This window comes from Rhizobium sp. Root1220 (assembly GCF_001426265.1).
Lineage (GTDB): Bacteria > Pseudomonadota > Alphaproteobacteria > Rhizobiales > Rhizobiaceae > Rhizobium.
Window position 1 is genome coordinate 83,175 of the sequence record NZ_LMDG01000006.1, and the last position, 25,210, is coordinate 108,384.

The window sequence follows — 25,210 nt, forward strand, 5'->3', positions numbered from 1 at the left end:
GGCCCTGAATGCTGATTTGGCTAGTCGAACTGTCGGAACACCTGAAGTTTCTGAATCTGTTCAGGTATATTACCTTCCGTACGGGCGCCTCCCTGTTCACTTCCGCGCTGATCGTTTTCCTCTTCGGCCCGATGATCATCAATTCCCTGCGCATCCGTCAGGGCAAGGGACAGCCGATCCGCGCCGACGGCCCGCAAACACATTTCAAGAAGGCTGGCACGCCAACCATGGGCGGCCTGATGATCCTTGCCGGCATCGTCGGTTCGTCGCTGCTATGGGCTGATCTCTCCAACGTCTACGTCGTCGCGACATTGCTCGTGACGCTCGGCTTCGGCGCGATCGGCTTCTATGATGACTATCTGAAGGTCAGCAAGCAGAGCCACAAGGGTTTCTCGGGCAAGGCTCGCCTCGGCATCGAGTTCGTGATCGCCGGTATCGCGGTCTACTTCATGATGCGGACCGCCCTTGCCTCGGGCACCGCAGGCTCCACCTTCGGTTCGTCGGTCGCCTTCCCCTTCTTCAAGGACTTCATGATCAACCTCGGCATCATGTTCGTCCTCTTCGGCGGTTTCGTTATTGTCAGCGCCGGCAACGCCGTGAACCTGACGGACGGCCTCGATGGCCTCGCGATCGTCCCGGTCATGATCGCCGCTGCGTCTTTCGGCGTGATCGCATATCTTGCTGGTAACGTCGTTTTCGCAAACTATCTGCAAATCAACTTCGTACCGGGTACCGGCGAGCTTTCGGTCGTACTTGGCGCCGTCATCGGCGCGGGCCTTGGCTTTCTCTGGTTCAATGCCCCGCCAGCCGCTATCTTCATGGGTGACACTGGTTCGCTGGCGCTCGGGGGGACGATCGGCACGGTCGCCGTGGCCACCAAGCACGAGATTGTCATGGCGATCATTGGTGGCCTGTTCGTCATAGAAACGCTGTCGGTCATCATCCAGGTCGGTTTCTTCAAGATGACGGGACGTCGCGTGTTCCTGATGGCGCCGATCCATCACCATTTCGAAAAGAAGGGATGGACCGAAAGCCAGGTCGTGATCCGCTTCTGGATTATCGCGGTGGGTCTAGCTCTCCTTGGCCTCTCCACCCTGAAGCTGCGGTGAGACGGTCATGATTCCGGTCACGACGCTTGCAGGAAAAAAGGTCGCGCTGTTCGGGCTTGGCGGCTCCGGCGTTGCAACGGCGCGGGCGTTGATTCTCGGCGGCGCCGATGTGACGGCGTGGGACGACAATTCCGATAGCGTCTCCAAAGCAGCGACCGAGGGCATCCACACAGCGGACCTGCGGACCATCGACTGGGATGTGCAATCACTATTCGTGCTGTCGCCAGGCGTGCCGCTGACGCATCCGAAGCCGCACTGGACCGTCGACCTGGCACGGACGGCCGGTGTCGACATCGTCGGCGACGTCGAACTGTTCGTGCGCGAACGGCGCGCCCATGCGCCCGATAGTCCGTTCATCGCAATCACCGGCACCAATGGCAAGTCGACCACGACGGCGCTGATTGCGCATATCCTCAGGTCGAGCGGGCGAGACACCCAGCTCGGCGGCAATATCGGAACCGCCGTGCTGACGCTCGATCCTCCGAAGGCTGGCCGGTTTTACGTGGTCGAGTGCTCGTCCTACCAGATCGATTTGGCGCCGACGCTCAATCCGACCGCAGGTATTCTGCTCAACCTCACACCGGATCATCTCGATCGCCACGGTACGATGCAGCACTATGCCGATATCAAGGAGCGACTGGTCGCCGGCAGCGATATCGCGATTGTCGGCGTCGACGACAGCCATTGCGCAACGATTGCCGATCGCATCGAGCGGGCCGGCGGCAAGGTGATGCGCATTTCCCGCCGCCATCCGCTGGCGGACGGGATCTACGCGGAAGGCACGAAGCTCATTCAGGCCTCTGCAGCGGCCGCGCTGCCGATTGCGGACCTTGACGGGATCCAGACTCTGCGCGGCGGGCACAATGCGCAGAATGCGGCTGCCGCGGTTGCCGCCTGCCTGGCCGTTGGCCTGTCGCCAGAAGAAATCCGTACCGGGCTTGCCTCATTTCCAGGCCTCAAGCATCGCATGCAGCCGGTGGCGCGTCGTGGCAGTGCTGTCTTCGTCAACGATTCCAAGGCGACCAATGCCGACGCTGCGGCGCCGGCGCTTTCCAGCTACGACCGTATCTACTGGATCGCCGGTGGTTTGCCGAAGGCGGGCGGCATTACCACCCTTGCACCACTCTTCCCGCATATCGCCAGGGCCTATCTGATCGGCGAGGCCGCGCCGGAGTTTGCGGCGACGCTGGGCGATTCGGTGCCCTACGAAATTTCCGGGACATTGGAGCAAGCCGTCGCGCACGCGGCCGCGGATGCTGAAAAAGATGAAAGCGGCCCCTTGGCGGTGATGTTATCCCCGGCTTGCGCAAGCTTCGATCAATATAAGAACTTTGAAGTCAGGGGCGATGCATTTGTCAGCCATGTGGCAGCGCTCGATGGAATCACCATGCTGATCGCTTCGGCAACAGGAGATAAATGACATGGTAAGTCGCGCGGAACGTGGGCCTTTGGCCGATTGGTTCTGGACCATCGACCGCTTTTTCCTGGCGATGTTCATCTTGCTGATGGGCATCGGCTTCATGTTGTCTTTCGCGGCTTCGCCAGCGGTTGCGGAGCGCATCGGGCTTGAGCCGTTCCACTTCGTCAAGCGCCATGCGGCGTTCATGATCCCGTCCATTTCCGTGATGATCGGACTGTCCTTCCTGACGCCGCGCCAGGTGCGCCGAACGGCGATCATCCTTCTCATCGTCGCTTTGGCGATGATGCTGCTGGCACTGTTTTTCGGTATCGAGGTCAAGGGATCGCGTCGGTGGGTCACGCTTGCCGGCATCTCTATCCAGCCGTCGGAGTTCATGAAGCCTGCGTTTGTGGTGGTTTGTGCCTGGCTCTTTGCGGAGCATGCGCGGCAGCCTGAAATTCCGGGCAATCTTTTCGCCATCATTCTCTTCGGCATCGTGGCGGCGCTTCTCGTGGCGCAGCCCGACCTTGGACAGACGATCCTGACGACGGCGGTCTGGGGCGGGATGTTCTTCATGGCCGGCATGCCTTGGCTCTGGATCATTGTGCTTGGCGCCCTCGGCGCTGGTGGTCTCGTCAGTGCCTACTACGTGTTCCCGCACGTCGCACTGCGTATCGACAAGTTCATGACCGGCGAGGGGGATACCTTCCAGATCGATACCGCGCGCGAAGCCATCATCCGTGGCGACTGGTTTGGCCAGGGGCCGGGCGAGGGTATCGTCAAGCGCATCATTCCAGACGCGCATACCGATTTCATCTTCTCCGTTGCCGCCGAGGAGTTCGGCATTATCTTCTGCATCGCGCTCGTGGCGCTGTTTTCCGTTCTGGTGCTGCGTGGTCTTTCGCACGCCTACAAGGAGCGCAACGACTTCAACCGGTTTGCCGTTGCTGGCCTCGTGCTGCAGATCGGCATACAGTCGATCATCAACGTGGGCGTCAATCTCGAACTGCTGCCGGCAAAGGGCATGACATTGCCGCTGATTTCGTACGGCGGTTCGTCCATGGTCGCGATCTGCGTCACAGCCGGGTTCATTCTCGCGCTGACGCGTCACAGGCCGGAAAAGCGTGCGCAGGACCGGAGTCTCTTCCGGGTCGCGCATGGCATGCCGGCGGAGTAAGAGTTCATGAGCAAAGGCATCGTCCTGCTTGCCGCCGGCGGAACCGGAGGCCATGTGTTCCCGGCGGAGGCTTTGGCCTACAAGCTTAAGGAGCGCGGCTATTCCGTCCACCTGGTCACGGATAGCCGTGCGGAACGCTATGCGGGAAAATTCCCGGCTGACGAAATTCATGTCGTGCCTTCAGCGACGATCGCCTCGAAGAACCCGGTCGCGGTGGGCCGTTCGCTATGGACGCTCTGGAGCGGCATGCGGGCCGCCAAGACGCTCATCGCGCGGCTGAAGCCAGTCGTTGTCGTCGGTTTCGGCGGCTATCCGACGGTGCCGCCGTTGCTTGCGGCCACGCGTCTCGGCGTGCCTGCCATGATCCATGAGCAGAATGCGGTAATGGGCCGTGCCAACAAGGCGTTGGCGAGCCGAGTTCAGGCAATTGCCGGTGGATTTCTGCCTGAGGGGACCGGGCTGTTCCCCGACAAGACGGTGACAACGGGCAATCCGGTGAGGCCGGCGATCATCGCTGCTGCGAAGGTTCCGTATTCTCCATCGAATGCGGGCGAGCCTTTCAATCTTGTCGTATTCGGCGGTAGCCAGGGCGCGCAGTATTTCTCCAAGGCAATGCCGACGGCCATCAGCTTGCTGGACGAAGAGCTTCGCGACCGCCTGCGCATCACCCAGCAGGTTAGACACGAGGACATGGAGACGATGAGCTCCTGTGTCGCTCAATTGAAGATGTCGGCGGAAACCGCCCCGTTCTTCAACGACATGGCCGAACGGCTTGCGGCAGCGCATCTCGTCATATGCCGCTCGGGCGCGTCGACTGTTTCCGAGATTTCCGTGATCGGGCGCCCAGCCGTGCTTGTGCCCTATCCGCATGCGTTGGACCACGACCAGGCGGCGAACGCCGCAGCGCTCGCGGCAACCGGTGGAGCCAAGGTCATTGCACAGGCCGAGCTTTCGCCGGAGAAGATCGCTGCGATCCTGACCCAGGTGATGAACGACCCGGAAAAGCTTGCGCGAATGGCCGCCGCCGCTAAGCAGGCGGGTAAACCGGATGCGGCGAACTTGCTTGCCGACATGGTAGAGGCTATTGCGGCACGACGTACAATTGCAGACTTCAAGGGGAAACGCGTATGAAAATGCCGAAGGCCATCGGCCTCGTCCATTTCATCGGCATCGGTGGCATCGGCATGAGCGGCATCGCCGAGGTGCTGCACAATCTCGGCCACAAGGTGCAGGGCTCCGACCAGGCAGACAGCGCCAACGTCCAACGCTTGCGCGACAAGGGCATCGAGGTATTCGTCGGCCACAGGGCCGAGAACCTCGGCGAGGCCGAGGTCGTCGTTGTCTCGACTGCGATCAAGGGCAACAATCCCGAGCTGGCCGCCGCCCGGGAGAAGCTGCTGCCGGTCGTGCGCCGGGCAGAGATGCTGGCCGAACTGATGCGCTTCCGCAATGCGATCGCGATCGGCGGCACGCACGGCAAGACAACCACGACGTCGCTGGTGGCCACGCTTCTCGAAGCCGGCGGCCTCGATCCCACGGTTATCAATGGTGGCATCATCAACGCATACGGCACAAATGCCCGCATGGGCGAGGGCGAGTGGATGGTGGTTGAAGCCGACGAGTCGGACGGTACTTTCCTCAAGCTTCCCGCCGATGTCGCCGTTGTCACCAATATCGATCCCGAGCATCTCGACCACTACGGCAACTTCGATGCCGTTCGCGCGGCATTCCGCCAGTTCGTCGAGAATGTGCCGTTCTATGGCTTTGGCGTCATGTGCCTTGACCATCCCGAGGTGCAGGCGCTGGTCGGTCGCATCGAGGACCGCAAGGTCATCACCTATGGCGAGAACCCGCAGGCAGATGTCCGCTTCATGAATGTCCGCATCGACGGTGCACGCTCGATCTTCGATGTCGAGATTCGCCGCCGTCGCACGGGCCAAGTCATCAAGCTCGACAACCTCGTCATGCCGATGCCCGGCCGTCACAATATTTCCAACGCGACGGCTGCCATCGCCGTCGCCAACCGTCTCGGCATGTCGAGCGAAGACATCGCCAGGGGGCTTGCTTCCTTCGGTGGCGTCAAGCGCCGCTTCACGCTGACCGGTGAATGGAACGGCGTGCAGATCTTCGATGACTACGGCCACCATCCGGTCGAGATCCGGGCCGTGCTGAGGGCTGCGCGCGAAGCCTGCAAGGGGCGCGTCATCGCCGTCCACCAGCCGCATCGCTATACGCGACTGGCCACGCTTTTCGATGAGTTTGCAGCGTGCTTCAACGATGCGGACAGCATTTTTCTGGCGCCGGTGTATGCGGCGGGCGAGGATGTGATCGAAGGCGTGGACTCGGAAGCGCTTGTTTCCCGTATCAAATCGGGTGGCCACCGCGATGCGCGCTTCCTGCTTTCCCCCGAGCTTTTGCCTGAAATGGTCGCGGAGATTGCAAAGCCGGGCGATTTTGTGGTTCTGTTGGGCGCTGGGAGTATCACATACTGGGCAGCCGCGCTGCCCAAGCAACTGGAAAGCCTTTCGGGAATATCTGCATGAAACAGGTGAATGGGGAAAAGCTTCTTGCGTCGCTTGGCGACGGTGTAAAGGATATCCGTGGGAGGATCACGCCGGACGCGCCTATGGATCGCGTCACGTGGTTCCATGCCGGTGGCCTTGCGGAGCTGATGTTCCAGCCGCACGATGAAGATGACCTGATCAGTTTTCTGAAGCTGCTTCCGCAAGAGGTTCCGCTGACCGTTGTTGGTGTCGGCTCGAACATCCTTGTCCGCGATGGCGGCATTCCCGGCGTTGTCCTGCGTCTTTCGGCGAAGGGTTTCGGCTCGGTAGAGCTTGCGGGCGCGAATCGCATTCGTGCGGGTGCGATCTGCCCGGACAAGTACGTGGCCGCGATGGCGATGGACAACGGCATTGGTGGGTTCCATTTCTACTACGGCATACCGGGCAGCATCGGTGGTGCGGCGCGCATGAATGCCGGTGCAAACGGTGCCGAGACGCGTGAACGCGTCATCGAGGTCAATGCTGTCGACCGCAAGGGCAACAGGCATGTGCTTTCGAATGCCGACATGGGCTACGACTATCGTCTTTCGTCCGCTCCCGCCGATCTGATCTTCACGTCGGTTCTGTTCGAGGGATATCCGGAGGATCGCGCAAAGATTAGGGCTGACATGGACGCCGTTCGCAACCACCGCGAAACGGTGCAGCCAATCCGCGAGAAGACCGGGGGATCGACCTTCAAGAATCCGCCCGGCCATTCCGCATGGACGCTTATCGACGAAGCAGGCTGCCGTGGCTTGGTGATCGGTGGTGCGCAGATGAGTTCGCTGCACTGCAACTTCATGATCAACAACGGGCAGGCAACCGGTTACGACCTCGAATATCTCGGCGAGCAGGTGCGCCGCGAAGTTTTCGAGAGGTCCGGCATCAAGCTCGAATGGGAAATCAAGCGCCTCGGCGTCTTCATGCCCGGCCGGGAAGTTCGGCCATTCCAGGGTGTAACGACCGATTAGACTCTATCCCATCCGCTTGGTGAAAGCGGTGGTGAAGATCACCCCGCCATGGTCGTCGCTCGCGTCGCCGATGGCTACGTCCATTTCGTCGCTGGTCACCCGGACAAGGCAGAAGCCGCCCAGATAGGCGGCTCTGGCCTTGAAGATATCGATATTGTTGACCTTGTAGGCCATCGGCGTGTCGTGCTCGTGGCCGTGGAAAATGCCGATAACATTGTAGTTGCTGAGGGTTGAAAGCAAATCCTCGCGTTCTGAATCACCCCACCAGTGTGGCGCGCCGCTGCCATCTTCGGTAAATGTGTTTCGCGCAGGATTCCACCGCTCCAGCGAAAATTTGTCCCATCCGTAGTGCTGAAAGATGACGACGGGCCGGCCATCGGCGGCGTAGGTAGCGAGGTCGCGCTTCATCCAGTCGAGACTGCTCGCGGTCCCCTTCGTGCCGTCGCCGCCATATCTCTGGGCCTGGATGAGATGGAGCCCGCCCCAGTTCCAGGAATAATTGTCCGAGGCCTTGTCGTAGTTGTCGACGGGGACAAGAGGCTTGAAGAAGACGCTCGGCATGTGGTTCATCTGCACATAGTCGCGCAATTCATCACGATACCAGTCGATTTGCGGTGGGCGTCCATCCTGATCAAGATCGTGGTTGCCGAGGCCAACGTAGACAGGGAAGTGGACGTGATCGGCTCCCTGGCCTTGCTGATAGCGATGAGAGAACTGCAAAAGTTGCGAGCCCTCGGCGAATTCGGCCACTTGCCCGCCGCCATCATCGGTGACGTCGCCGCAGACAACGATTCCCTGCGGTTTCGCGATCGACTGGCCTGCCAAAGCGAATCCCGTGGCCTTGCCGACAATTGCTTTCGGCCAGGTCGCGCGAGAGATGTTGTTCAGCGCCCGGATATGGCGCAGCAGGTTCGTGTCCGTCTTCCCCTCCGAAAGGCAACTGGGACTTAGTCCGTCACCAATGCGGCAGGCATGGACATCATTGATGACAAGAAAGGTGACATCCACATCCGGCCGGGGCGTTGCCTGGACCTGCGAAGGCAATGCCAGCGTAACACCCGCACCAAATCCACCCTTCAGCAGCGATCGCCTTGTGAACATTGGCCTCTCCCATTGAACGACGATCTGAAATAGGGCCACCGCACATGCAGGCAACAATAAAACGGCCGCGTCGGTTGCCCGTCGCGGCCGTCTGCTGCGATGGATTGCTCGCTTAGACTTCGTCGCGACCGGATGCCAGGATGCAGATCAGCGTGATCACCGCGGCGATCCCCAGATAGTAGCCGACATAGGTCATGCCGTAGTTCGCCTGCAGCCAAGTGGCGATGTAGGGGGCAAGCGAGGCGCCGAAGATGCCAGCCAGGTTGAAGGTGATCGACGAGCCGGTGTAGCGGACTGCAGTTGGGAAGGGTGCGGCAAGTGCCGTTCCGATCAGGCCATAGGTCATGCCCATCAAGGCCATCGCGAGGATCGCGAAAACGAGGATGCTGGCTTCGCCTCCGGTCATCAGTCCCGGCAGGAAGAACGAGAAGATACCGATCAGGACCGTGGTCAGGATCAGCATCTCGCGCCGTCCGAAACGCTCCGCGAGCTTGCCTGATATCGGGATGAAGATACCGAATGCAACAGATCCGACGATCTGGATTTCAAGGGCGTCGAGGAACGGGATCTTCAGGACCTTGACGTTGTAGGACAGCAGGTAGGCTGAGCCGATGTAGAAGAGCACGAAGGTGGCAAGCGCCACGAAGGTACCCAGGAATAGGCTCCGCTTGTGCTTGCGGAACAATTCAGCCACCGGAACCGCAACACGCTCCTGCTTGTCGATAGCCTTCTGAAATGCCGGCGTTTCCGTGATGGAGAGACGTACCCACAGGCCGATGACGATCAGGACGATCGAGGCGATGAACGGTACGCGCCAACCCCAGCTTAGAAGCGCCTCCTGCGACATGACATGCAGCAGCATCCAGAAGATGCCGGAGGACAGGAACAGGCCGACGGGCGCGCCGAGCTGTGGGAACATGCCGTACCAACTGCGCTTGCCTTCCGGCGCGTTTTCGGTCGCGAGCAGAACCGCGCCACCCCATTCGCCACCGAGGCCGAAGCCCTGGCCGAACCGGCATAGCGCAAGCAACAGCGGAGCAAGGACGCCGATTGATTCATAGGAAGGCAGCAGGCCGATAACGACGGTAGAGATGCCCATGGTCAGCAACGCCGCGACCAAGGTCGTCTTGCGGCCGATCCGGTCGCCAAAGTGGCCGAAGACCACGGCGCCAAGCGGGCGTGCGAAAAAGGCGATCGAGAAGGTGGCAAAGGAGGCGAGAAGCGCGGTGGTCGCATCGCTGTTCGGGAAGAACAGCGTGGGGAAGACCAGCACGGCCGCCGTCGCATACACGTAGAAATCAAAGAACTCGATCGTGGTGCCGACGAGGCTCGCGATCAGAACACGCGCCGGCGAGTTGACTTGCGCACTGTTCGATGAAGCGGAGGTCGGCGATACTCGGGATATCGCGTCAGACATTTTCATTCCAATCGGGATTGCATTTCGGTGCCTTGAAAGGCCTTCGGCTCATAACGCAATTTTAATTCGGCGCAAATGCAAAATGCGCAACAAACGGACAAATATGGGCGCGGGCTCTGTCCGCAGTTCACTCCGGCGGCATGCTTTCGAAAGCGGCGGTTGGCGCGGAAGCTTGATCCGATAGCTTAGCTTGCAAGAAATCCACGTACCGGCTTGCCGGTGTGTGGTTTTCGCGTCTCCGGGCGGTCTTTTTAACGTCGAATTTTACGGACTCTGGAGCAGGATGTTAACAAAAGTAAACGCTTCGTTAACCATAGTGCTGCACTAATGGACGCGTTCCAAGGAACGGGATTCGAAGCGAAACAAGCTTGGAGCAAGCGTCGAATTTCACAGTAAACGTTATTTTTGGGGGTATTTATGAGTCGCAAGCACGTTGCTGTCCTGATGGGCGGATTTTCCTCGGAGAGGCCGGTCAGCCTTTCCTCGGGGAAGGCGTGCGCTGATGCCCTTGAGGCTGAAGGCTTTCAGGTGACGCGGATCGATGTCGATCGCGATGTCTCGGCGAAACTCTCCGCCCTGCGTCCGGATGTGGTCTTCAATGCGTTGCATGGCCCGTTCGGCGAGGACGGCACCATTCAGGGTATTCTGGAGTATCTCGAGATCCCCTACACGCACTCAGGCGTCCTTGCCTCTGCGCTTGCCATGGACAAAGGCAAGGCAAAGGGTGTTGCGGCTGCCGTCGGCATACCGATTGCCGAATCTCAGGTCGTCAATCGATTTGCCTTTCCGTCGGAGCATCCGATGAAGCCTCCTTATGTCGTGAAGCCGGTGCGGGAGGGGTCCAGCTTCGGTGTTGTGATCGTTCAGGAGGATCAGCCGAACCCGCCTCAGATCATCGGTTCCGCCGAGTGGCGCTACGGTGAGGAAGTTATCGTCGAGCGCTACATCCATGGGCGCGAGTTAACCTGCGGAGTCATGGGTGATCAGGCGCTGGGTGTGACCGAGATCGTGCCGCAAGGCCACAGCTTCTATGATTATGATTCCAAGTATGTTGCCGGTGGTTCAAAACACGTCATCCCGGCAAAAATTTCACCGAATATTTACCAAAAAATACAATCATTGTCGTTAAGGGCGCATCAAGCAATTGGTTGCCGTGGGGTCAGTCGCTCCGACTTTCGTTACGATGATCGGCTCTCCGAAGATGGTGAAATTATCTGGCTGGAAATCAATACTCAGCCGGGAATGACTCCAACCTCTCTGGTGCCTGAAATGGCCGGTCATGCCGGTTATTCGTTCGGTGAATTTCTTCGTTGGATGGTGGAGGACGCTTCTTGTTCTCGGTGACGGTCAAAAGGATAGGGCGCCCCAGCCATCATGCCGAGCCTTCCTATGCGGAAGGTGACGGGCGGATGGTGTTGCCGCGCCCGCTGCGTCGTGTGGTGCGCTTCCTGGTCAGTCTCGGCAGTGGGCGGATTCACATCCCTGTGCATACGGGGACTGCGTCTGCTCTCGCATTTTTTGCTGCGACGGGTCTGTACGGCATGTCGCTCGGTGGTCACACCGAGGCTGTCGCTCAGGCGACGACGACGGCCGCCGGCTTTGCGATTGATGACGTGAAGGTGTCCGGGAACGCGGAAACCTCGGAGATCGAGATCCTGCAGTTGTTAGGCCTTGATGGCACGACATCCCTCGTGGCGCTCGACGTCGATGCCGCCCGTCAGAGTATTGCGAAGCTCCCCTGGGTCGAGAGTGTCGAGGTTCGCAAAATCTATCCGAAGACCATAGAGGTGAAGCTCAAGGAGCGTCGGGCCGAGGCGATCTGGCAGCATGGCCAGGAGCTTTCGCTCGTCGAAAGGGGCGGCGCGATCATCGCTCCGTTGCGTGACAACAAGTTCTCGCAACTGCCGCTGGTTGTTGGGCGCGGTGCCGAGACAGCTGCAGCGTCTCTCGATGTTGCGTTTGCGAAATGGCCGGATATCAAGGCGCGGGTGAAGGCCTATGTCTGGGTCTCCGGGCGTCGCTGGGATCTCCATATGGACAATAGCGTCGTGGTGAAGCTGCCGGAAGACGATGTCGATCTGGCCCTGGCGCGGCTGTCTAAATTCATCAAAGAGCAGGATCTTCTGGATCGCGATATCGCTGCGGTCGATCTCAGGCTCACCGATCGCACGGCAATTCAGTTGACGCCGGAAGCGATAGCCCGTCGGCAGCTTGTGCTTGATCAGCGCACCAAGGATTTGAAGAAGGCGGGGCAAAATATATGAGCATGTTCGGTTCGTCCCATTTCGGATTGCCGCGCCTGAAGCCGCTTTCGTCGAAGCGGTCGCATATCGTTTCGGTTCTGGACATCGGATCGACAAAGGTCGTCTGCATGATCGGCCGACTGACGCCTCGTGAGGAAAGTCAGGTTCTTCCCGGCCGTACGCACAACATCGAAATTATCGGCATCGGCCATCAGCGATCGCGCGGCATCAAGACCGGCGTCATCGCTGACCTCGACGCGCTGGAGGGCGTGATTCGCCTAGCCGTCGATGCCGCCGAGCGCATGGCCGGGCTGACGGTCGAAAGTCTCATCGTCAACCTGACGGCCGGCCGTCTCACCAGTGATATCTACACTGCGACGATCGATCTCGGCGGTCAGGAAGTCGAATTGAACGACCTCAAGAAGGTCCTGTCCGCCGCCTGCCAGCAGTCTCTGCGTCAGGATCGCGCCGTGCTCCACTCACTGGCGACCGGTTTTTCCCTCGACGGCGAGCGGGGTATCCGCGATCCCTTGTCGATGTACGGTGACGTCCTGGGTGTCGACATGCATGTCGTGACGGCGGAGCGGACGGCACTGAAGAATCTCGAGCTCAGCGTCAATCGCGCGCATCTCTCGGTGGAGGGTATCGTAGCGACGCCTTACGCATCGGGCCTGGCGGCGCTCGTCGATGACGAGGTCGAACTCGGCTGCGCCGCAATCGACATGGGTGGTGGCGCGACCACGATCTCCGTCTTTGCAGAAGGTAAGCTGGTGCATACCGATGCGGTGGGTCTTGGTGGTCATCACGTTACCACCGATCTGGCGCGCGGGCTGTCTACACGCATCGAGGATGCCGAGCGGCTGAAGGTTGTACATGCTTCTGCGATGCCGAACTCTTCGGATGAGCGTGAGCTGATCTCGATCCCGCCGATCGGCGAGGACGATCGGGATCTTCCGACACAGGTGCCGCGCGCGTTGGTGTCGCGCATCGTCAGCGCCCGTATCGAAGAGACAATGGAATTGATTCGCGACCGCATCCAGCGCTCGGGCTTCAGCCCGATCGTCGGTAAGCGTGTCGTGCTGACAGGCGGCGCAAGCCAGCTGACCGGCCTTGCCGATGTTGCCCGCAAGATCCTTGCCCGCAACGTTCGCATCGGTCGTCCGATGGGCGTTTCGGGTCTGCCGACGGCGGCCAAGGGTCCGGCTTTTTCGACGGCTGTCGGCCTGATGATCTATCCGCAGGTTGCGGACATGGAAACACACGCGTCACAGAGCGGTCTGCTCATGTCGCTTGGGGGAAATAGCAGCCGCTTTGCCCGGATGGGCCAGTGGCTGAAGGAAAGCTTCTAGAGATTTAGTGAATTGGCCGGCGTGGCGATGCGGCCATAAAGAGAAGGAACGGTACCATGACTATCAAGCTGCATAAGCCTGACATCACAGAGCTGAAGCCGCGCATCACCGTGTTCGGTGTCGGCGGTGGCGGCGGCAACGCTGTCAACAACATGATTTCCGCAGGCCTCCAGGGCGTCGACTTCGTCGTCGCCAACACGGACGCGCAGGCCCTGACGATGACCAAGGCTGAGCGTATCATCCAGCTCGGCGCCAGCGTCACTGAAGGTCTTGGTGCGGGTTCACAGCCGGAAGTCGGTCGTGCAGCTGCTGAAGAATGCATCGACGAAATCGTCGATCACCTGAACGGCACCCACATGTGCTTCGTCACTGCCGGCATGGGCGGCGGTACCGGCACCGGTGCTGCTCCTGTGGTCGCGCAGGCCGCCCGCAACAAGGGCATCCTGACGGTCGGCGTCGTCACCAAGCCGTTCCACTTCGAAGGCGGACGCCGCATGCGTCTGGCCGAATCGGGCATCCAGGAACTGCAGAAGTCTGTCGATACCCTGATCGTCATTCCGAACCAGAACCTGTTCCGGATCGCCAACGACAAGACGACCTTTGCCGACGCCTTCGCGATGGCCGACCAAGTTCTCTACTCGGGCGTTGCCTGCATCACCGACCTGATGGTGAAGGAAGGTCTCATCAACCTCGACTTCGCCGACGTCCGTTCGGTCATGCGCGAAATGGGCCGCGCAATGATGGGTACCGGCGAGGCTTCCGGCCAGGGCCGCGCGATGCAGGCTGCAGAAGCCGCTATTGCCAACCCGCTGCTCGACGAAACCTCGATGAAGGGCGCACAGGGCCTGCTGATCTCCATCACCGGCGGTCGCGACCTGACACTCTTCGAAGTCGACGAAGCGGCTACCCGTATCCGCGAAGAAGTCGATCCGGATGCGAACATCATCCTCGGCGCAACCTTCGATGAATCGCTTGAAGGCATCATCCGCGTCTCCGTCGTCGCAACCGGCATCGACCGCGCCATGAACGAAGCAGCCGGCAAGAACTTCCAGCAGATCCAGAAGCCGATTATCCGTCCTTCGGCGGCCGTTGCTCCCGCACCGGCCGCAGTCCAGCCTGCACCCGTCATGCAGCAGGCACCGAAAGCCGATGTGATTGCACAGACGATCCGCATGGCCGAAGCGGAAATGGAACGTGAACTCGAAATCCACGCTCCTCGTGCTGCACAGCCGGTCCACCAGCCGGCAGCGCAGGAAACCTTCCGCCCACAGAGCAAGATCTTTGCAGCTCCGGAAGCCGCTCCCATCATTCGTCCCGCACCGGTCCAGCAGGCGCCCGTCATGAGCCAACCGGCCATGAGCCAGCCGGCTCCGGTGATGCAGCAGCCCGCGCCAGCGATGCAGCAGCCGATGGCACCCCAGCCGGTTCGCATGCCGAAGGTCGAAGACTTTCCGCCGGTAGTTCAGGCAGAGATCGACCATCGCTCGCAGCCAGCCGTGGCCTCGCATGCACATGAAGAGCGTGGGCCCATGGGGCTTCTGAAGCGGATCACCAATTCGCTTGGTCGCCGCGAAGAGGAAGTCGCACCGGAAATGACGTCGGCTCCAGCGGCCTCGTCGCAGCAGCGTCGCCCGCTGTCTCCGGAAGCCAGCCTTTACGCTCCGCGTCGCGGAAACCTCGACGAACAAGGCCGCAGCGTTCCGCAGGCTCGGATGATGCAGGAAGACGATCAGCTCGAAATTCCGGCCTTCCTGCGCCGCCAGTCGAACTGAGCCTGCACAGAATCGCCACGATGAGGCCCGGGAGTTCGCTCCTGGGCCTTCGTGTTTTAAGGGGTAAAATCCGCTTGGGATTATGTCGTAATTTCAAAGGGATGCTTTCGTAACAAAGCGAAAGAAACAGTGATTTGGAATGGGTGGCGGGCGAACGTATGTATGGGTTCGATGAACCGTCTCTGCGCGCCCTAGGGTTGACTCCGGCGGAATGAAATAAAGCCTTGGCAGATGGTTTCGGCATATTGGCCGCTAGCAGATCGCCAGGGGAATAAAGGCAAGATTTATGGTTATTGGCATGTTGGGTTTTCAAACGACGGTTTCGCGTCCGGTCACTCTTTCGGGGATCGGTGTTCATTCTGGTGCCGACGTTTCGATTACCTTCAACCCAGCAGAAGCCGACACGGGTGTCGTATTCAATCGGATGCATGAAAATGGCGAGGTCTCCGAGTACCGCGCTGTGTCTTCGCAGGTCGGCAATACTGATCTCTGCACCGTTCTCGGCTTTTCTCCCGCGCGCTCCGTTGCGACGATCGAGCACGTCATGGCGGCAGTCTACGCGCTTGGCCTCGACAACGTCCTAATAGAGGTCGATGGGTCGGAGATGCCGATCATGGATGGCAGTTCGATGCCCTTCATCGACGCGGTTGAGCAGGTTGGTCTGGTTTCGCTTGGTGTGAAGCGCCGCTACATCCGGATCACCAAGCCGGTTCGCATCGAGCACGGCGGGTCTTGGAGCGAGTTTCGCCCCTATGACGGCACGCGCTTCGAAGTCGAGATCGATTTCGATTGCCCGCTGATCGGCCGCCAGAAATGGGAAGGCGACCTGACGGCTGCGACATTCAAGTCCGAACTGTCGCGTGCCCGGACCTTCGGGTTCATGCGCGACGTCGAGCGTCTTTGGGCTTCCGGACATGCTCTCGGTTCTTCGCTGGAGAATTCGGTTGTCATCTCTGACGACAACACGGTTATCAACGTCGAAGGCCTGCGCTATGCGAAGGATGAATTCGTTCGTCACAAGGCACTCGATGCCGTTGGCGATCTGGCGCTCGCTGGTGCTCCGTTTATCGGTTGCTACCGGTCCTACCGCGGCGGCCACAAGATGAATGCCAATGCTCTCAAGGCGTTGCTCAGCGATCCGACAGCCTATGAAGTTGTCGAGACGTCTGCGCCCCGCCAGCGTGTCGCCCCCCGGGATTTCATCCGGGTCAACGCGCCGGAATTTGCTCCCTGGTCGGCATGACCTCCATCGACTAATTTAGGCCAGGGCCGCCTCCTTCGGGAGGCGGTTTCTTTATGGAAATGATGCGTGGACGATAGCTGATACCTGTTTTGCTGCAGGTGCTTAGCGCCAACTGTATGCAGCATTCCTTGGGCATAACTGCTGATTACGGGCGTAGTCGCCACAAAAATGCGTTAATGCATCATCATTGCGTTGCTCTAGCCATGCATTTGTGGCTAAAAACGCCAGCGAGGCGTGGCTGCCGTTGAGGGATGGCGGCAGTTGGGATTATTCCGATGGGTTATGCAGGGTCTGAAAGTATGATGAAGACAGCGCGCGCTTTGCTCGCATCGCTCTTGGTGCTGGGCGCAGGCGCTTTGATTTCCGGATGCCAGTCCGACCCCGACATCGATATTACCAAGCTCGGCCTTGAAACCGATCCGCCGGATGTTCTCTATAATCAGGGCCTCGCCAACATGAAGGCGGGCAATATGGCGGAGGCATCGCGCAAGTTCGATGCCATCGACCGCGAGAACCCGTTCTCCGAATGGGCACGCAAGGCCTTGGTGATGAGCACCTTCGTCAAGTATCGCCAGAATCGCCTGGATGATGCGCTTGCTTCCGGCAATCGCTATATGGCGCAGTATCCGAAATCCAAGGATGCACCGTATGTGCAGTATTTGATCGGTCTCAGCTATTCGAAGCAGATCGTTGACGTGACGCAGGACCAGCGCGCTGCAACAAAGACCGTCGAGGCCATGCAGGCCGTTGTCGACAACTATCCAGACTCCGAATACGTCGACGACGCGCAGGCGAAGATGCGGTTTGCGCGTGACCAGCTCGCCGGCAAGGAAATGCAGATCGGCCGCTACTACATGGAGCGCAAGGAATACCTTGCCGCTATCTCGCGCTTCCGAACAGTCGTCGAAAAATATCCGAGCACGAACCAGATCGAGGAAGCACTCGCTCGCCTCGTCGAAGCCTATTACGCAATGGGCATCGTGGAAGAAGCACAGACTGCTGCGGCCGTTCTCGGCCACAACTATCCGGACAGCCAGTGGTACGCGGATTCTTACAAGCTGCTGAAGAGTGGTGGCACAGAACCGCGTGAGAACCCGGGCTCCTGGATCGCCGCGGCAGGCAAGAAACTCCTGCTCGGTTCCTGAGGCCAATGCTGATCCAGCTTTCGATCCGCGATATCGTCCTGATCGAGCGGCTGGATCTTGCCTTCGAGACCGGCCTTTCGGTGCTGACCGGCGAGACTGGTGCAGGCAAATCCATACTGCTAGACAGCCTGTCGCTCGCGCTTGGTGGGCGCGGCGACGGTGGCCTCGTACGCCATGGCGAAGACAAAGGGCAGGTGACTGCTGTCTTCGACGTGGGGCCGGATCATGACGCCCGCAAGCTGCTTCGCGAAAACGGCATCGATGACGACGGGGATCTCATCTTCCGTCGCGTCCAGACTTCCGATGGACGCACGAAGGCTTATGTCAATGACCAGCCGCTCAGCGTACAACTGATGCGCCAAGCCGGGCAGATGCTGGTCGAGATTCACGGTCAGCACGACGATCGGGCGCTCGTCGATACGCATGCGCATCGGGTGCTGCTCGATGCGTTTGCAGGGATCAGCGAAGACGTTGTCGGCGTTTCCCAGCTTTATCGTGCGTGGCGGGACACGGAACGCACCCTAAAAAAGCATCGCGAGAAGGTGGAGAATGCGGCCCGTGAAGCTGACTACATCCGCTCCTCCGTGGACGAACTTGAAAAGCTTTCGCCGCAAGACGGTGAGGAAGAAGAGCTTGCCGACCGTCGCCAGAAAATGATGAAAGCCGAACGGATCGCCGGCGACATTGCTGAGGCTTCCGAATTCCTGAATGGCAATGCCTCGCCGGTGCCCCATATTGCCTCGCTGGTTCGTCGGCTGGAGCGCAAGAGCCACGAGGCGCCGGGACTGTTGGAAGATACCGTAGCGCTTCTCGACGCTGCCCTCGACCAGCTTTCCAACGCTCAGATGGAAGTGGAGACAGCGCTCCGGAAAACCGAATACGATCCGAGGGAGTTGGAGCGCGTCGAGGAACGGCTGTTTGCGCTACGCGCTGCCTCGCGCAAATACTCCGTTCCGGTCACGGAGCTACCGGCACTCGCCGTCCGGATGATCAGCGACCTTGCCGATCTTGACGCCGGCGAGGAGAAGCTTGCCAAGCTGGAGGCCGAAGTCGGGGTGGCCAAGGCGAGCTATGATGCAGCAGCGCGCTCGCTGTCCGACAAACGCCATCACGCCGCGGAGGCATTGGCATCAGCCGTCATGGCGGAACTGCCTGCCCTGAAGCTCGAGCGTGCCCGTTTCATGGTGGAGATTACCACCAATGCGGAGGCAGCCGCTCCAGAGGGCATCGATGTTATAGAATTCCACGTCCAGACCAATCCCGGCACGCGTCCCGGTTCGATCATGAAGGTCGCATCTGGGGGTGAACTCTCTCGCTTCCTGCTGGCGCTGAAGGTGGCGCTCGCGGATCGCGGCTCGGCGCCGACACTTGTCTTCGACGAAATCGATACCGGGGTCGGCGGGGCAGTCGCGGATGCGATCGGGCAGCGGCTGAAGCGGCTCTCCGACCGGGTGCAGGTGCTTTCGGTCACGCATGCGCCGCAGGTGGCCGCCCGGGCGGCGACGCATCTGCTGATCTCGAAGGGACCGGCGTTCGAGGGCTCCGAGAAGATCGCGACACGCGTTGCCACCATGGAACCAAAGGACCGGAACGAAGAGATCGCTCGCATGCTGGCCGGCGCGTCGGTCACCGAAGAGGCGAGGGCGGCTGCCGCCCGATTGCTCGCCGGCAACGGCTGATCGCTCTTTGCGCAGCGGGGGAGAAGGGACACCAAGTGGTGTCCTCCTCTCTTTCAATCCGCCGATTTTGCTCTAAAAACGACTCCAGATTCCCTGGAGCGAGACAGCATGTCGACCGAAGCAACAGCCATCGATTTCCTGACGATCGAAGAAGCCGCCGCCGAGCTTGAGTGTTTGGCAAGGGAAATCGCTCGCAACGATGAGCTCTATCACGGCAAGGATCGGCCGGCGATTTCGGATGCGGATTACGATGCGCTGAAGAGACGCAACGACGCGATCGAGGCACGCTTTCCGGAGCTGATCCGTGAGGATAGCCCGTCGCGACGCGTCGGTTCGGCGCCTTCGGTGACGTTTGCCCAAGTGGTGCATGCCCGCCCGATGCTGTCGCTCGACAACACTTTCTCGCAGGACGACGTGCAGGACTTCGTCAACAGCGTCTACCGCTTCCTCGGGCGCCTCCCGGACCAGTCGATTGCATTCACGGCCGAACCGAAGATCGACGGGCTTTCGATGTCGATCCGCTACGAGAACGGCAGGATGGTCAGCGCCGCCACACGCGGCGACGGTACAACCGGCGAGAACGTTACCGCGAACATCCGTACCATCAAGGAAATACCAAACGAGCTGCCCAAGGGCGCGCCCGCCGTCGTCGAGGTGCGCGGCGAAGTCTACATGGCCAAGAGTGACTTCATTGCCCTGAACAGACAGATGGAGGTGGAGGGCAAGCAAACCTATGTTAACCCTCGCAATACCGCCTCCGGGTCGCTGCGCCAGCTTGACTCGAAGATCACAGCAAGCCGGAAACTGAAATTCTTCGCTTACGCTTGGGGCGAAATGTCTGAGATGCCTGCCGATACGCAGTTCGGCATGGTCCAAGTTTTCAAGAACTGGGGTTTTCCGGTCAACCCGCTCATGAAGCGGCTGAACTCTGTTGCCGATATTCTTGCCCATTACGACGAGATCGGCTTCGGGCGGCCCGATCTCGACTACGATATCGACGGCGTTGTCTACAAGGTCGACAGCCTCGAACTGCAGGCACGCCTTGGCTTTCGCTCGCGCAGTCCGCGCTGGGCGACCGCGCACAAGTTCCCCGCGGAACAGGCTTTCACGCGCTTGCAAGCCATCGACATCCAGGTCGGACGCACCGGGGCGCTGACGCCCGTCGCGCGGCTTGAGCCGATCACGGTCGGGGGGGTCGTGGTCACCAATGCGACATTGCACAATGAAGACTACATCAAGGGCATCGGCAACAGCGGCGAGCCGCTGCGCGAGGGGCGCGATATCCGCATCGGCGACATGGTGATCGTGCAACGGGCAGGGGATGTCATTCCGCAGATCGTCGACGTCGTCCTGGAAAAGCGCGAACCCAACAGCAAACCTTATGTCTTCCCCAAGATCTGCCCGGTCTGCGGCTCGCATGCCCTTCGGGAGGTGAATGAGAAGACTGGAAAGGTGGATGCTGTGACGCGCTGCACCGGCGGCTTCATCTGCCGGGCACAGGCAACGGAACATCTGAAGCATTTCGTTTCGCGCAACGCCTACGACATTGAGGGGCTGGGATCAAAGCAGGTTGACTTCTTCTTCGAAAGTGGAGATCCGTCGCTGCAGATTAGAACCGCTCCCGATATCTTCACACTGGAGAAGCGGCAGGGCGGGTCATCGCTCACCAAACTCGAGAACATCGACGGTTTCGGTAAGGTCAGCGTCGGCAAGCTCTATGCCGCGATCAACGAGCGCCGCCGCATCGCGCTCCACCGCTTCATCTATGCGCTCGGCATCCGTCATGTCGGCGAGACCACGGCCAAGCTTCTGGCGCGCGCCTACGGCACCTACGAGGCTTTTGAAGCAGCCATGAAAGACGCGTCACCCATGTCGGGTGATGCCTGGAATGAACTCAATGCCATCGAGGGTATCGGCGAGATCGTGGCACGGGCCATCGTCGAATTCTACAAGGAGGCGCGCAACGTCGAGGTCATCACGCGCCTGCTTGCCGAGGTGACGCCAGAGGCGGCCGAGCTGCCGGCAACGTCGGGCAGCCCGGTCGCAGGCAAGACGGTGGTGTTCACCGGTTCGCTTGAGAAGTTCACGCGCGACGAGGCGAAGGCGAGGGCGGAAAGCCTCGGTGCAAAGGTTGCCGGGTCGGTTTCCAAGAAGACGGATATCCTTGTCGCCGGTCCCGGCGCAGGTTCGAAGCTCGACAAGGCACGCGAACTCGGCATCCAGACCATGGACGAGGACGAGTGGTTGGTTCTGATCGGGGGCTGAGACCCCCGCGTCCGATATGGCGTGAGGTGGCCGACGTTGCATCGATCGCGCTTTGCCGTCAGGGTCTTATCCGTCCCATCGTATAGGCATCAACATATTCTCCGGCCCGAAAGCCGAAGGCCCTTAGCAATCCCTCCCGTTCGAAGCCGAATTTCTCGTAGAGGCCGATGGCGACCCTGTTGTCCGTATAGACGGTGAGTTCCAGGCGTTTGATATCAAGCCAGTCATCGGCGGCCTCGACCATCGCGCCCAGGAGCAGTTTTCCGATACCGCGCCCGGTGAAGTCGTCATGCACGCCCATACCAATGCTCGCGACGTGTTGCCGACGGCCGGCGAAACGATTGAGGCCGCCGTTGGCAACGATTGTATCGCCGAGCGTCACTACGAGGTTGAGCGCACCAGGCTCCGGACTCTCCATGCGCCTGCGGACTTCTTCGACCGTCTGATAGGGCGGCCGCAGGGTGCCAGCCCTGTATCCCGGCAAATTCAACAGGTCGGTTATAGCTTCCGCGTCGGACAGGCGCGCAGCGCGGACGGTAGCGTCCCCCAAGCTCGCTCGGGCGGGCGGTTCGTTGACTTCACTATCAGACATTTCGCTCTCCATGAGTTACAAGGAGAGCCGGTCCAAACCCTGCTCGCCTCGGCAGGGTTTTTGGGATGATCGGACGGTTTCTAACGCACCATCGCTCCCGCACACCCTGTCTGGGTGGTGGTGGTGATATGAAGCGTTGCCATGGTCACAGGTCCGATCATTGATACAGAATTTGTCATTGGCTTTCAAATGTCAACGCCGCGGAGAAATTTGCCTAAGGCGTGCTGCGCGGCTATCCCTGATTCAATAGAACGAATCGGAGCGTGTCTGCTTGAAGACCATTGCCATTGATTTCGAGACGGCCAACGAGCAACGGGCGAGTGCCTGCTCGGTCGGCCTTGCCTGGATCGAGGATGGCCGGGTGACGCGCGTCGAGGAGCGGCTGATCCGTCCCAGGGACATGCGCTTCTCCGGCATGAACATCGCCATCCACGGTATCCGTCCCGAGCACGTCGAGGACGCCGCAGAGTTTCCCGAGGTGATGGACGAGTTCCACGACGATTTTTGCGGCGCGACGATGATCGCGCACAACGCAGCGTTCGATTTCAGCGTGTGGCGGTCGAGCCTCGATCTCTATCGTCAATCGTATCCAGAACTCACATATCTCTGCAGTCTAAAGATGTCTCAGCGCATCTGGCCGCAATTCCTGTCACACCGTCTGAACATGCTTGCCGAGCATCTCGGGTTGCGCTTCGTGCATCACAACGCTGCCGAGGACGCCGCCGTCTGCGCACAAGCCGCAATCGAGATGGCGAGACAGATCGGGGCCGCTGCGGTTCACGCCATTCCTGCCTTGATTGGAATGAAGCCCGGCCGTTTGACGGCCGGTGGCTACGAGCCCTGCACCTGCCGTAAGGCCTGAGCGTTTCCTTGCAAAGGCTTCGAGCGCACTTACGTTATAGTAGGGAAACCTTAGGGAGCCATCATCATGTTCACAAAGCACAATTTCGTTCTTTCGGCCGCCGTGCTGGTTGGCCTCTTTGCCGGGACCGCATCCGCAGATGTGGTGGGCAAGGTCGGCGTCGACTGGATCGGCAACGACATCATCGTCGATGCGGTGGCCGACCCTGAAGTGAAGGGAGTTACCTGCCACGTCACCTATTTCGAGCGCAGTGTTATCGACCGGGTCAAGAATGGTAACTGGTTCGAAGATCCCTCGAACAGCGCGATCTCTTGCCATCAGACAGGTCCGATCGAAATCGGCGACATAGAGATGTCGAGCGGTGGGGATGAGGTCTTCAAATCCGGTATCTCGCTGATCTGGAAGAAGCTTGTGGTCAACCGGATCTACGACAAGCAGAACGACACGCTGATCTATCTCGCGCATTCCCGTCAAGTCACCGACGGTTCCGCGAAGATGGCGATTTCGACGGTTTCGCTCTACGGGCAGAACGTGACGTGGGCGAACGGCAAGCCGCAATAGGAACCGTGTGACCTCGCACTGCGCAGTTCCCGAACTGTCGTCATGCGGCGGATGGAAATCGGTTGCGGGCGAAGATAAGGTCCGGTGCCGGATCAAATCGAAGAGGATGCCCGATGCCAAGCCTTGCAAGAATCGCGAACCAATACCTGACGGTCGATGTCTCCTCCCTCGGTGCCGAGATGCAGGCATTAACCACCAGCGACGGGCGCTCCTGGCTGTGGAGCGGCGATGCGGCGTTCTGGGGCGGGCGGTCGCCGGTTCTGTTCCCGATTGTCGGCAAGGCACCCGACGATACCCTTGCGATCGACGGCCAGAGATATCCGATGGGGCAGCATGGCTTCGCCCGTCGGACAGAGTTCGTTCTTGCTTCCTCCAGCGCGACGATGTGCCGATATGAGCTCGCGTCGTCGCCGGCAACGAAGGCGGTCTACCCGTTCGATTTCCTGCTGGCGGTCGAGCACGCGGTCGAGGGACGGGCGCTGACTGTCGCGGCGGAGGTCAGCAATCGCGACCAGCGGCCACTGCCCTTCGGCATCGGCTTTCATCCGGCCTTTGTCTGGCCGTTGCCGGGCGCCGCCGGAAAGGACCATGTCGTCACGCTCGACAATCATGGCGAGCCGGATCTGGTTAGACTGGATGGCGGCCTGATTTCGCCTGCGAAACTTGCATCGCCCTTCACGGCCGGACGACTGGTCCTCAGCCACGGCATGTTCGAAAAGGACGCCATGATCTTTCCTCAAGGTGCGGGGAAGGGCCTGCGCTACGGGGTCGAAGGTGGGTCGTCGATGCATTTCAGCTTCGACAATCTGCCCAATCTGGCGCTGTGGCAGAAACCAGGTGCACCGTTTATCTGCATCGAGCCATGGCATGGGACCGCGGCAGAGAAGGGCGGCTCGAGCGAGTTGGCGCAGCGGCCGTATAGCCAGACACTCGCTCCCGGCGCCGTCGCCCGCTTCGCATTCACCGTCGAGATCGCCGAATAGGCGACAGCTGATATCAGACGCCGACGAGACGCCCGGAACGGATCGTTGCGGGCGTCTTACATTCTGAGTTCGATGATCTCAGGCGACTTGCGCCAGTTCGTCGGCGATGACCGTGTCGAGGTTGAGGAAACAGACCATGGTCTTTTCCAGCGCGACGATGCCGCGGCAGAATGCGCGCTGGGCTTCCGGGATGATTTCCGGGGCCGGCTGAAGGTTTTCGCTCTTGATGGTCATCATGTCGGAAACCTGCTCGACGAGCAGGCCGACCAACTTGCCGGCGATATCCGTGACGATGATGGCGGAGCGCTCGGATGGCTCGGTCATCTTCATGCCGAGGCGGCAGGCCATGTCGATGACAGGGATAACTGCGCCGCGCAGGTTGATCAGGCCGAGAACGTAAGGCGGGGTATGCGGCATCGGGGTGACGGGGGCCCAGCCGCGGATTTCGCGGATCGCCATGATGTCGATGCAGAATTCCTGCTCACCGAGGTGGAAGGAGACGATCTCGAGATGCGAGCCGGTCTGGTTGATGACAGTGGTATTCATGATCAGAATTGTTCCCAGTTGTCTCTGGCGGCAGCGCGCCGCTGAATGCGCCCGCGAATTGCCGATTGGGCTTCATGCGGGAGATGGTTCCGGATGCGAGACCGCTTTTGCTTCCCGCGGCGTTGGACGGGCATTCATGCCCTCGCCGATATTGAACTGCTGAACCAGATGCTAAAGACTGTGTTGATTCCGTTCAGTCCGACCGATTGTTCGCGTGGAGAGGTTACGATTGGTTTAACATGTTCGTCGTTGC

General features: G+C 60.1%; 21 protein-coding genes and 1 pseudogene. 17 read left to right on the forward strand and 5 right to left on the reverse strand.

Features of this window, described 5'->3' with window-relative positions; translation table 11 throughout:
- The first annotated feature begins 8 nt into the window (after positions 1 to 8).
- From mraY to murB, 6 genes are read left to right on the forward strand one after another with little or no spacing between them, the layout of a single operon-like run.
- On the forward strand, positions 9 to 1,109 hold the full coding sequence (mraY, locus tag ASC90_RS06945) for a phospho-N-acetylmuramoyl-pentapeptide-transferase (RefSeq protein ID WP_056537363.1): 1,101 nt from the start codon (positions 9 to 11) through the stop codon (positions 1,107 to 1,109).
- A 7-nt stretch (positions 1,110 to 1,116) separates the two neighbouring features.
- Positions 1,117 to 2,529, forward strand: a complete 1,413-nt coding sequence (murD, locus tag ASC90_RS06950; RefSeq protein WP_056537368.1) for a UDP-N-acetylmuramoyl-L-alanine--D-glutamate ligase — start codon at positions 1,117 to 1,119, stop codon at positions 2,527 to 2,529.
- 1 nt (position 2,530) lies between these two features.
- Positions 2,531 to 3,685 (forward strand): putative lipid II flippase FtsW, encoded by a 1,155-nt coding sequence (ftsW, locus tag ASC90_RS06955; RefSeq protein ID WP_056537371.1) that lies wholly within the window; start codon positions 2,531 to 2,533, stop codon positions 3,683 to 3,685.
- 6 nt (positions 3,686 to 3,691) lie between these two features.
- Positions 3,692 to 4,816: an undecaprenyldiphospho-muramoylpentapeptide beta-N-acetylglucosaminyltransferase gene (murG, locus tag ASC90_RS06960; RefSeq protein WP_056537374.1), complete on the forward strand. Its 1,125-nt coding sequence runs from the start codon at positions 3,692 to 3,694 to the stop codon at positions 4,814 to 4,816.
- The gene (murC, locus tag ASC90_RS06965) at positions 4,813 to 6,228 is read left to right on the forward strand and encodes a UDP-N-acetylmuramate--L-alanine ligase (RefSeq protein WP_056537377.1); all 1,416 of its coding nucleotides are present in this window, start codon (positions 4,813 to 4,815) and stop codon (positions 6,226 to 6,228) included. The genes murG and murC overlap by 4 nt, the downstream gene beginning before the upstream one ends.
- Complete coding sequence (murB, locus tag ASC90_RS06970; RefSeq protein WP_056537379.1) at positions 6,225 to 7,199, forward strand: UDP-N-acetylmuramate dehydrogenase; 975 nt, start codon at positions 6,225 to 6,227, stop codon at positions 7,197 to 7,199. Before murC ends, murB begins: the two co-directional genes overlap by 4 nt.
- Positions 7,200 to 7,202: 3 nt before the next feature.
- On the opposite strand, the gene ASC90_RS06975 is transcribed toward murB, so the two are convergent.
- Together ASC90_RS06975 and ASC90_RS06980 are read right to left on the reverse strand one after the other, a co-directional pair.
- Entirely contained in the window at positions 7,203 to 8,300 is a 1,098-nt protein-coding gene (locus tag ASC90_RS06975; RefSeq protein ID WP_056537381.1) for a metallophosphoesterase, read from the reverse strand.
- A gap of 112 nt (positions 8,301 to 8,412) precedes the next feature.
- Positions 8,413 to 9,717, reverse strand: coding sequence for an MFS transporter (locus ASC90_RS06980; RefSeq protein WP_056537383.1), 1,305 nt, complete (start codon positions 9,715 to 9,717; stop codon positions 8,413 to 8,415).
- A gap of 417 nt (positions 9,718 to 10,134) precedes the next feature.
- Between ASC90_RS06980 and ASC90_RS06985 the strand changes: the two genes are divergently transcribed.
- The 8 genes from ASC90_RS06985 to ligA all read left to right on the forward strand — a co-directional run bounded on the left by ASC90_RS06985 (position 10,135) and on the right by ligA (position 21,413).
- The gene (locus ASC90_RS06985) at positions 10,135 to 11,061 is read left to right on the forward strand and encodes a D-alanine--D-alanine ligase (protein WP_056537385.1); all 927 of its coding nucleotides are present in this window, start codon (positions 10,135 to 10,137) and stop codon (positions 11,059 to 11,061) included.
- The gene (locus ASC90_RS06990; protein WP_056537390.1) at positions 11,049 to 11,981 is read left to right on the forward strand and encodes a cell division protein FtsQ/DivIB; all 933 of its coding nucleotides are present in this window, start codon (positions 11,049 to 11,051) and stop codon (positions 11,979 to 11,981) included. The genes ASC90_RS06985 and ASC90_RS06990 overlap by 13 nt, the downstream gene beginning before the upstream one ends.
- Positions 11,978 to 13,309 carry a cell division protein FtsA gene (gene ftsA / locus ASC90_RS06995; protein WP_056537393.1) on the forward strand — a complete coding sequence of 444 codons (1,332 nt, stop codon included), beginning with the start codon at positions 11,978 to 11,980 and terminating at the stop codon, positions 13,307 to 13,309. The genes ASC90_RS06990 and ftsA overlap by 4 nt, the downstream gene beginning before the upstream one ends.
- A 56-nt stretch (positions 13,310 to 13,365) precedes the next feature.
- Positions 13,366 to 15,081 (forward strand): cell division protein FtsZ, encoded by a 1,716-nt coding sequence (ftsZ, locus tag ASC90_RS07000; RefSeq protein ID WP_056537395.1) that lies wholly within the window; start codon positions 13,366 to 13,368, stop codon positions 15,079 to 15,081.
- Between the two features lie 286 nt (positions 15,082 to 15,367).
- The gene (gene lpxC / locus ASC90_RS07005; protein WP_056537397.1) at positions 15,368 to 16,324 is read left to right on the forward strand and encodes a UDP-3-O-acyl-N-acetylglucosamine deacetylase; all 957 of its coding nucleotides are present in this window, start codon (positions 15,368 to 15,370) and stop codon (positions 16,322 to 16,324) included.
- 275 nt (positions 16,325 to 16,599) lie between these two features.
- Positions 16,600 to 17,469 carry an outer membrane protein assembly factor BamD gene (locus tag ASC90_RS07010; protein WP_200950859.1) on the forward strand — a complete coding sequence of 290 codons (870 nt, stop codon included), beginning with the start codon at positions 16,600 to 16,602 and terminating at the stop codon, positions 17,467 to 17,469.
- Between the two features lie 5 nt (positions 17,470 to 17,474).
- Positions 17,475 to 19,148 carry a DNA repair protein RecN gene (gene recN, locus ASC90_RS07015; RefSeq protein ID WP_056537403.1) on the forward strand — a complete coding sequence of 558 codons (1,674 nt, stop codon included), beginning with the start codon at positions 17,475 to 17,477 and terminating at the stop codon, positions 19,146 to 19,148.
- 108 nt (positions 19,149 to 19,256) lie between these two features.
- Positions 19,257 to 21,413: an NAD-dependent DNA ligase LigA gene (gene ligA, locus ASC90_RS07020; protein WP_056537405.1), complete on the forward strand. Its 2,157-nt coding sequence runs from the start codon at positions 19,257 to 19,259 to the stop codon at positions 21,411 to 21,413.
- A gap of 58 nt (positions 21,414 to 21,471) precedes the next feature.
- Here ligA and ASC90_RS07025 read toward each other — a convergent pair whose 3' ends face one another.
- Positions 21,472 to 22,005, reverse strand: coding sequence for a GNAT family N-acetyltransferase (locus ASC90_RS07025; RefSeq protein WP_056537407.1), 534 nt, complete (start codon positions 22,003 to 22,005; stop codon positions 21,472 to 21,474).
- Positions 22,006 to 22,276: 271 nt separating this feature from the next.
- On the opposite strand from ASC90_RS07025, the gene ASC90_RS07030 reads away from it, so the two are divergent.
- From ASC90_RS07030 to ASC90_RS07040, 3 genes are all read left to right on the forward strand, one after another.
- Complete coding sequence (locus tag ASC90_RS07030; protein ID WP_056537409.1) at positions 22,277 to 22,867, forward strand: 3'-5' exonuclease; 591 nt, start codon at positions 22,277 to 22,279, stop codon at positions 22,865 to 22,867.
- A gap of 66 nt (positions 22,868 to 22,933) precedes the next feature.
- Positions 22,934 to 23,428 (forward strand): CreA family protein, encoded by a 495-nt coding sequence (locus ASC90_RS07035; protein ID WP_056537412.1) that lies wholly within the window; start codon positions 22,934 to 22,936, stop codon positions 23,426 to 23,428.
- A gap of 113 nt (positions 23,429 to 23,541) precedes the next feature.
- Positions 23,542 to 24,411: an aldose 1-epimerase family protein gene (locus ASC90_RS07040; RefSeq protein ID WP_056537415.1), complete on the forward strand. Its 870-nt coding sequence runs from the start codon at positions 23,542 to 23,544 to the stop codon at positions 24,409 to 24,411.
- Positions 24,412 to 24,489: 78 nt separating this feature from the next.
- Here the strand turns inward: ASC90_RS07040 and ASC90_RS07045 are convergent, their stop codons facing one another.
- Together ASC90_RS07045 and ASC90_RS29695 are read right to left on the reverse strand one after the other, a co-directional pair.
- Positions 24,490 to 24,957: a chemotaxis protein CheW gene (locus ASC90_RS07045; RefSeq protein ID WP_056537418.1), complete on the reverse strand. Its 468-nt coding sequence runs from the start codon at positions 24,955 to 24,957 to the stop codon at positions 24,490 to 24,492.
- Positions 24,958 to 25,032: 75 nt separating this feature from the next.
- Positions 25,033 to 25,205: pseudogene (locus ASC90_RS29695) on the reverse strand (methyl-accepting chemotaxis protein); the annotation flags it as partial.
- Positions 25,206 to 25,210: the final 5 nt, after the last annotated feature.

Excerpts from the sequence above, each read along its gene's own strand:
- murC (WP_056537377.1), top strand. The coding sequence starts at position 4,813 with ATGAAAATGCCGAAGGCCATCGGCCTCGTCCATTTCATCGGCATCGGT.
- ASC90_RS07025 (WP_056537407.1), bottom strand. The coding sequence starts at position 22,005 with ATGTCTGATAGTGAAGTCAACGAACCGCCCGCCCGAGCGAGCTTGGGG.
- murB (WP_056537379.1), top strand. The coding sequence starts at position 6,225 with ATGAAACAGGTGAATGGGGAAAAGCTTCTTGCGTCGCTTGGCGACGGT.
- recN (WP_056537403.1), top strand. The coding sequence starts at position 17,475 with ATGCTGATCCAGCTTTCGATCCGCGATATCGTCCTGATCGAGCGGCTG.
- ASC90_RS06985 (WP_056537385.1), top strand. The coding sequence starts at position 10,135 with ATGAGTCGCAAGCACGTTGCTGTCCTGATGGGCGGATTTTCCTCGGAG.
- ftsW (WP_056537371.1), top strand. The coding sequence starts at position 2,531 with ATGGTAAGTCGCGCGGAACGTGGGCCTTTGGCCGATTGGTTCTGGACC.
- ASC90_RS06980 (WP_056537383.1), bottom strand. The coding sequence starts at position 9,717 with ATGTCTGACGCGATATCCCGAGTATCGCCGACCTCCGCTTCATCGAAC.
- ligA (WP_056537405.1), top strand. The coding sequence starts at position 19,257 with ATGTCGACCGAAGCAACAGCCATCGATTTCCTGACGATCGAAGAAGCC.
- ftsZ (WP_056537395.1), top strand. The coding sequence starts at position 13,366 with ATGACTATCAAGCTGCATAAGCCTGACATCACAGAGCTGAAGCCGCGC.
- mraY (WP_056537363.1), top strand. The coding sequence starts at position 9 with ATGCTGATTTGGCTAGTCGAACTGTCGGAACACCTGAAGTTTCTGAAT.
- ASC90_RS07045 (WP_056537418.1), bottom strand. The coding sequence starts at position 24,957 with ATGAATACCACTGTCATCAACCAGACCGGCTCGCATCTCGAGATCGTC.
- ASC90_RS07010 (WP_200950859.1), top strand. The coding sequence starts at position 16,600 with ATGGGTTATGCAGGGTCTGAAAGTATGATGAAGACAGCGCGCGCTTTG.
- ftsA (WP_056537393.1), top strand. The coding sequence starts at position 11,978 with ATGAGCATGTTCGGTTCGTCCCATTTCGGATTGCCGCGCCTGAAGCCG.
- murG (WP_056537374.1), top strand. The coding sequence starts at position 3,692 with ATGAGCAAAGGCATCGTCCTGCTTGCCGCCGGCGGAACCGGAGGCCAT.
- ASC90_RS06975 (WP_056537381.1), bottom strand. The coding sequence starts at position 8,300 with ATGTTCACAAGGCGATCGCTGCTGAAGGGTGGATTTGGTGCGGGTGTT.
- ASC90_RS07040 (WP_056537415.1), top strand. The coding sequence starts at position 23,542 with ATGCCAAGCCTTGCAAGAATCGCGAACCAATACCTGACGGTCGATGTC.
- murD (WP_056537368.1), top strand. The coding sequence starts at position 1,117 with ATGATTCCGGTCACGACGCTTGCAGGAAAAAAGGTCGCGCTGTTCGGG.
- lpxC (WP_056537397.1), top strand. The coding sequence starts at position 15,368 with ATGGTTATTGGCATGTTGGGTTTTCAAACGACGGTTTCGCGTCCGGTC.
- ASC90_RS07035 (WP_056537412.1), top strand. The coding sequence starts at position 22,934 with ATGTTCACAAAGCACAATTTCGTTCTTTCGGCCGCCGTGCTGGTTGGC.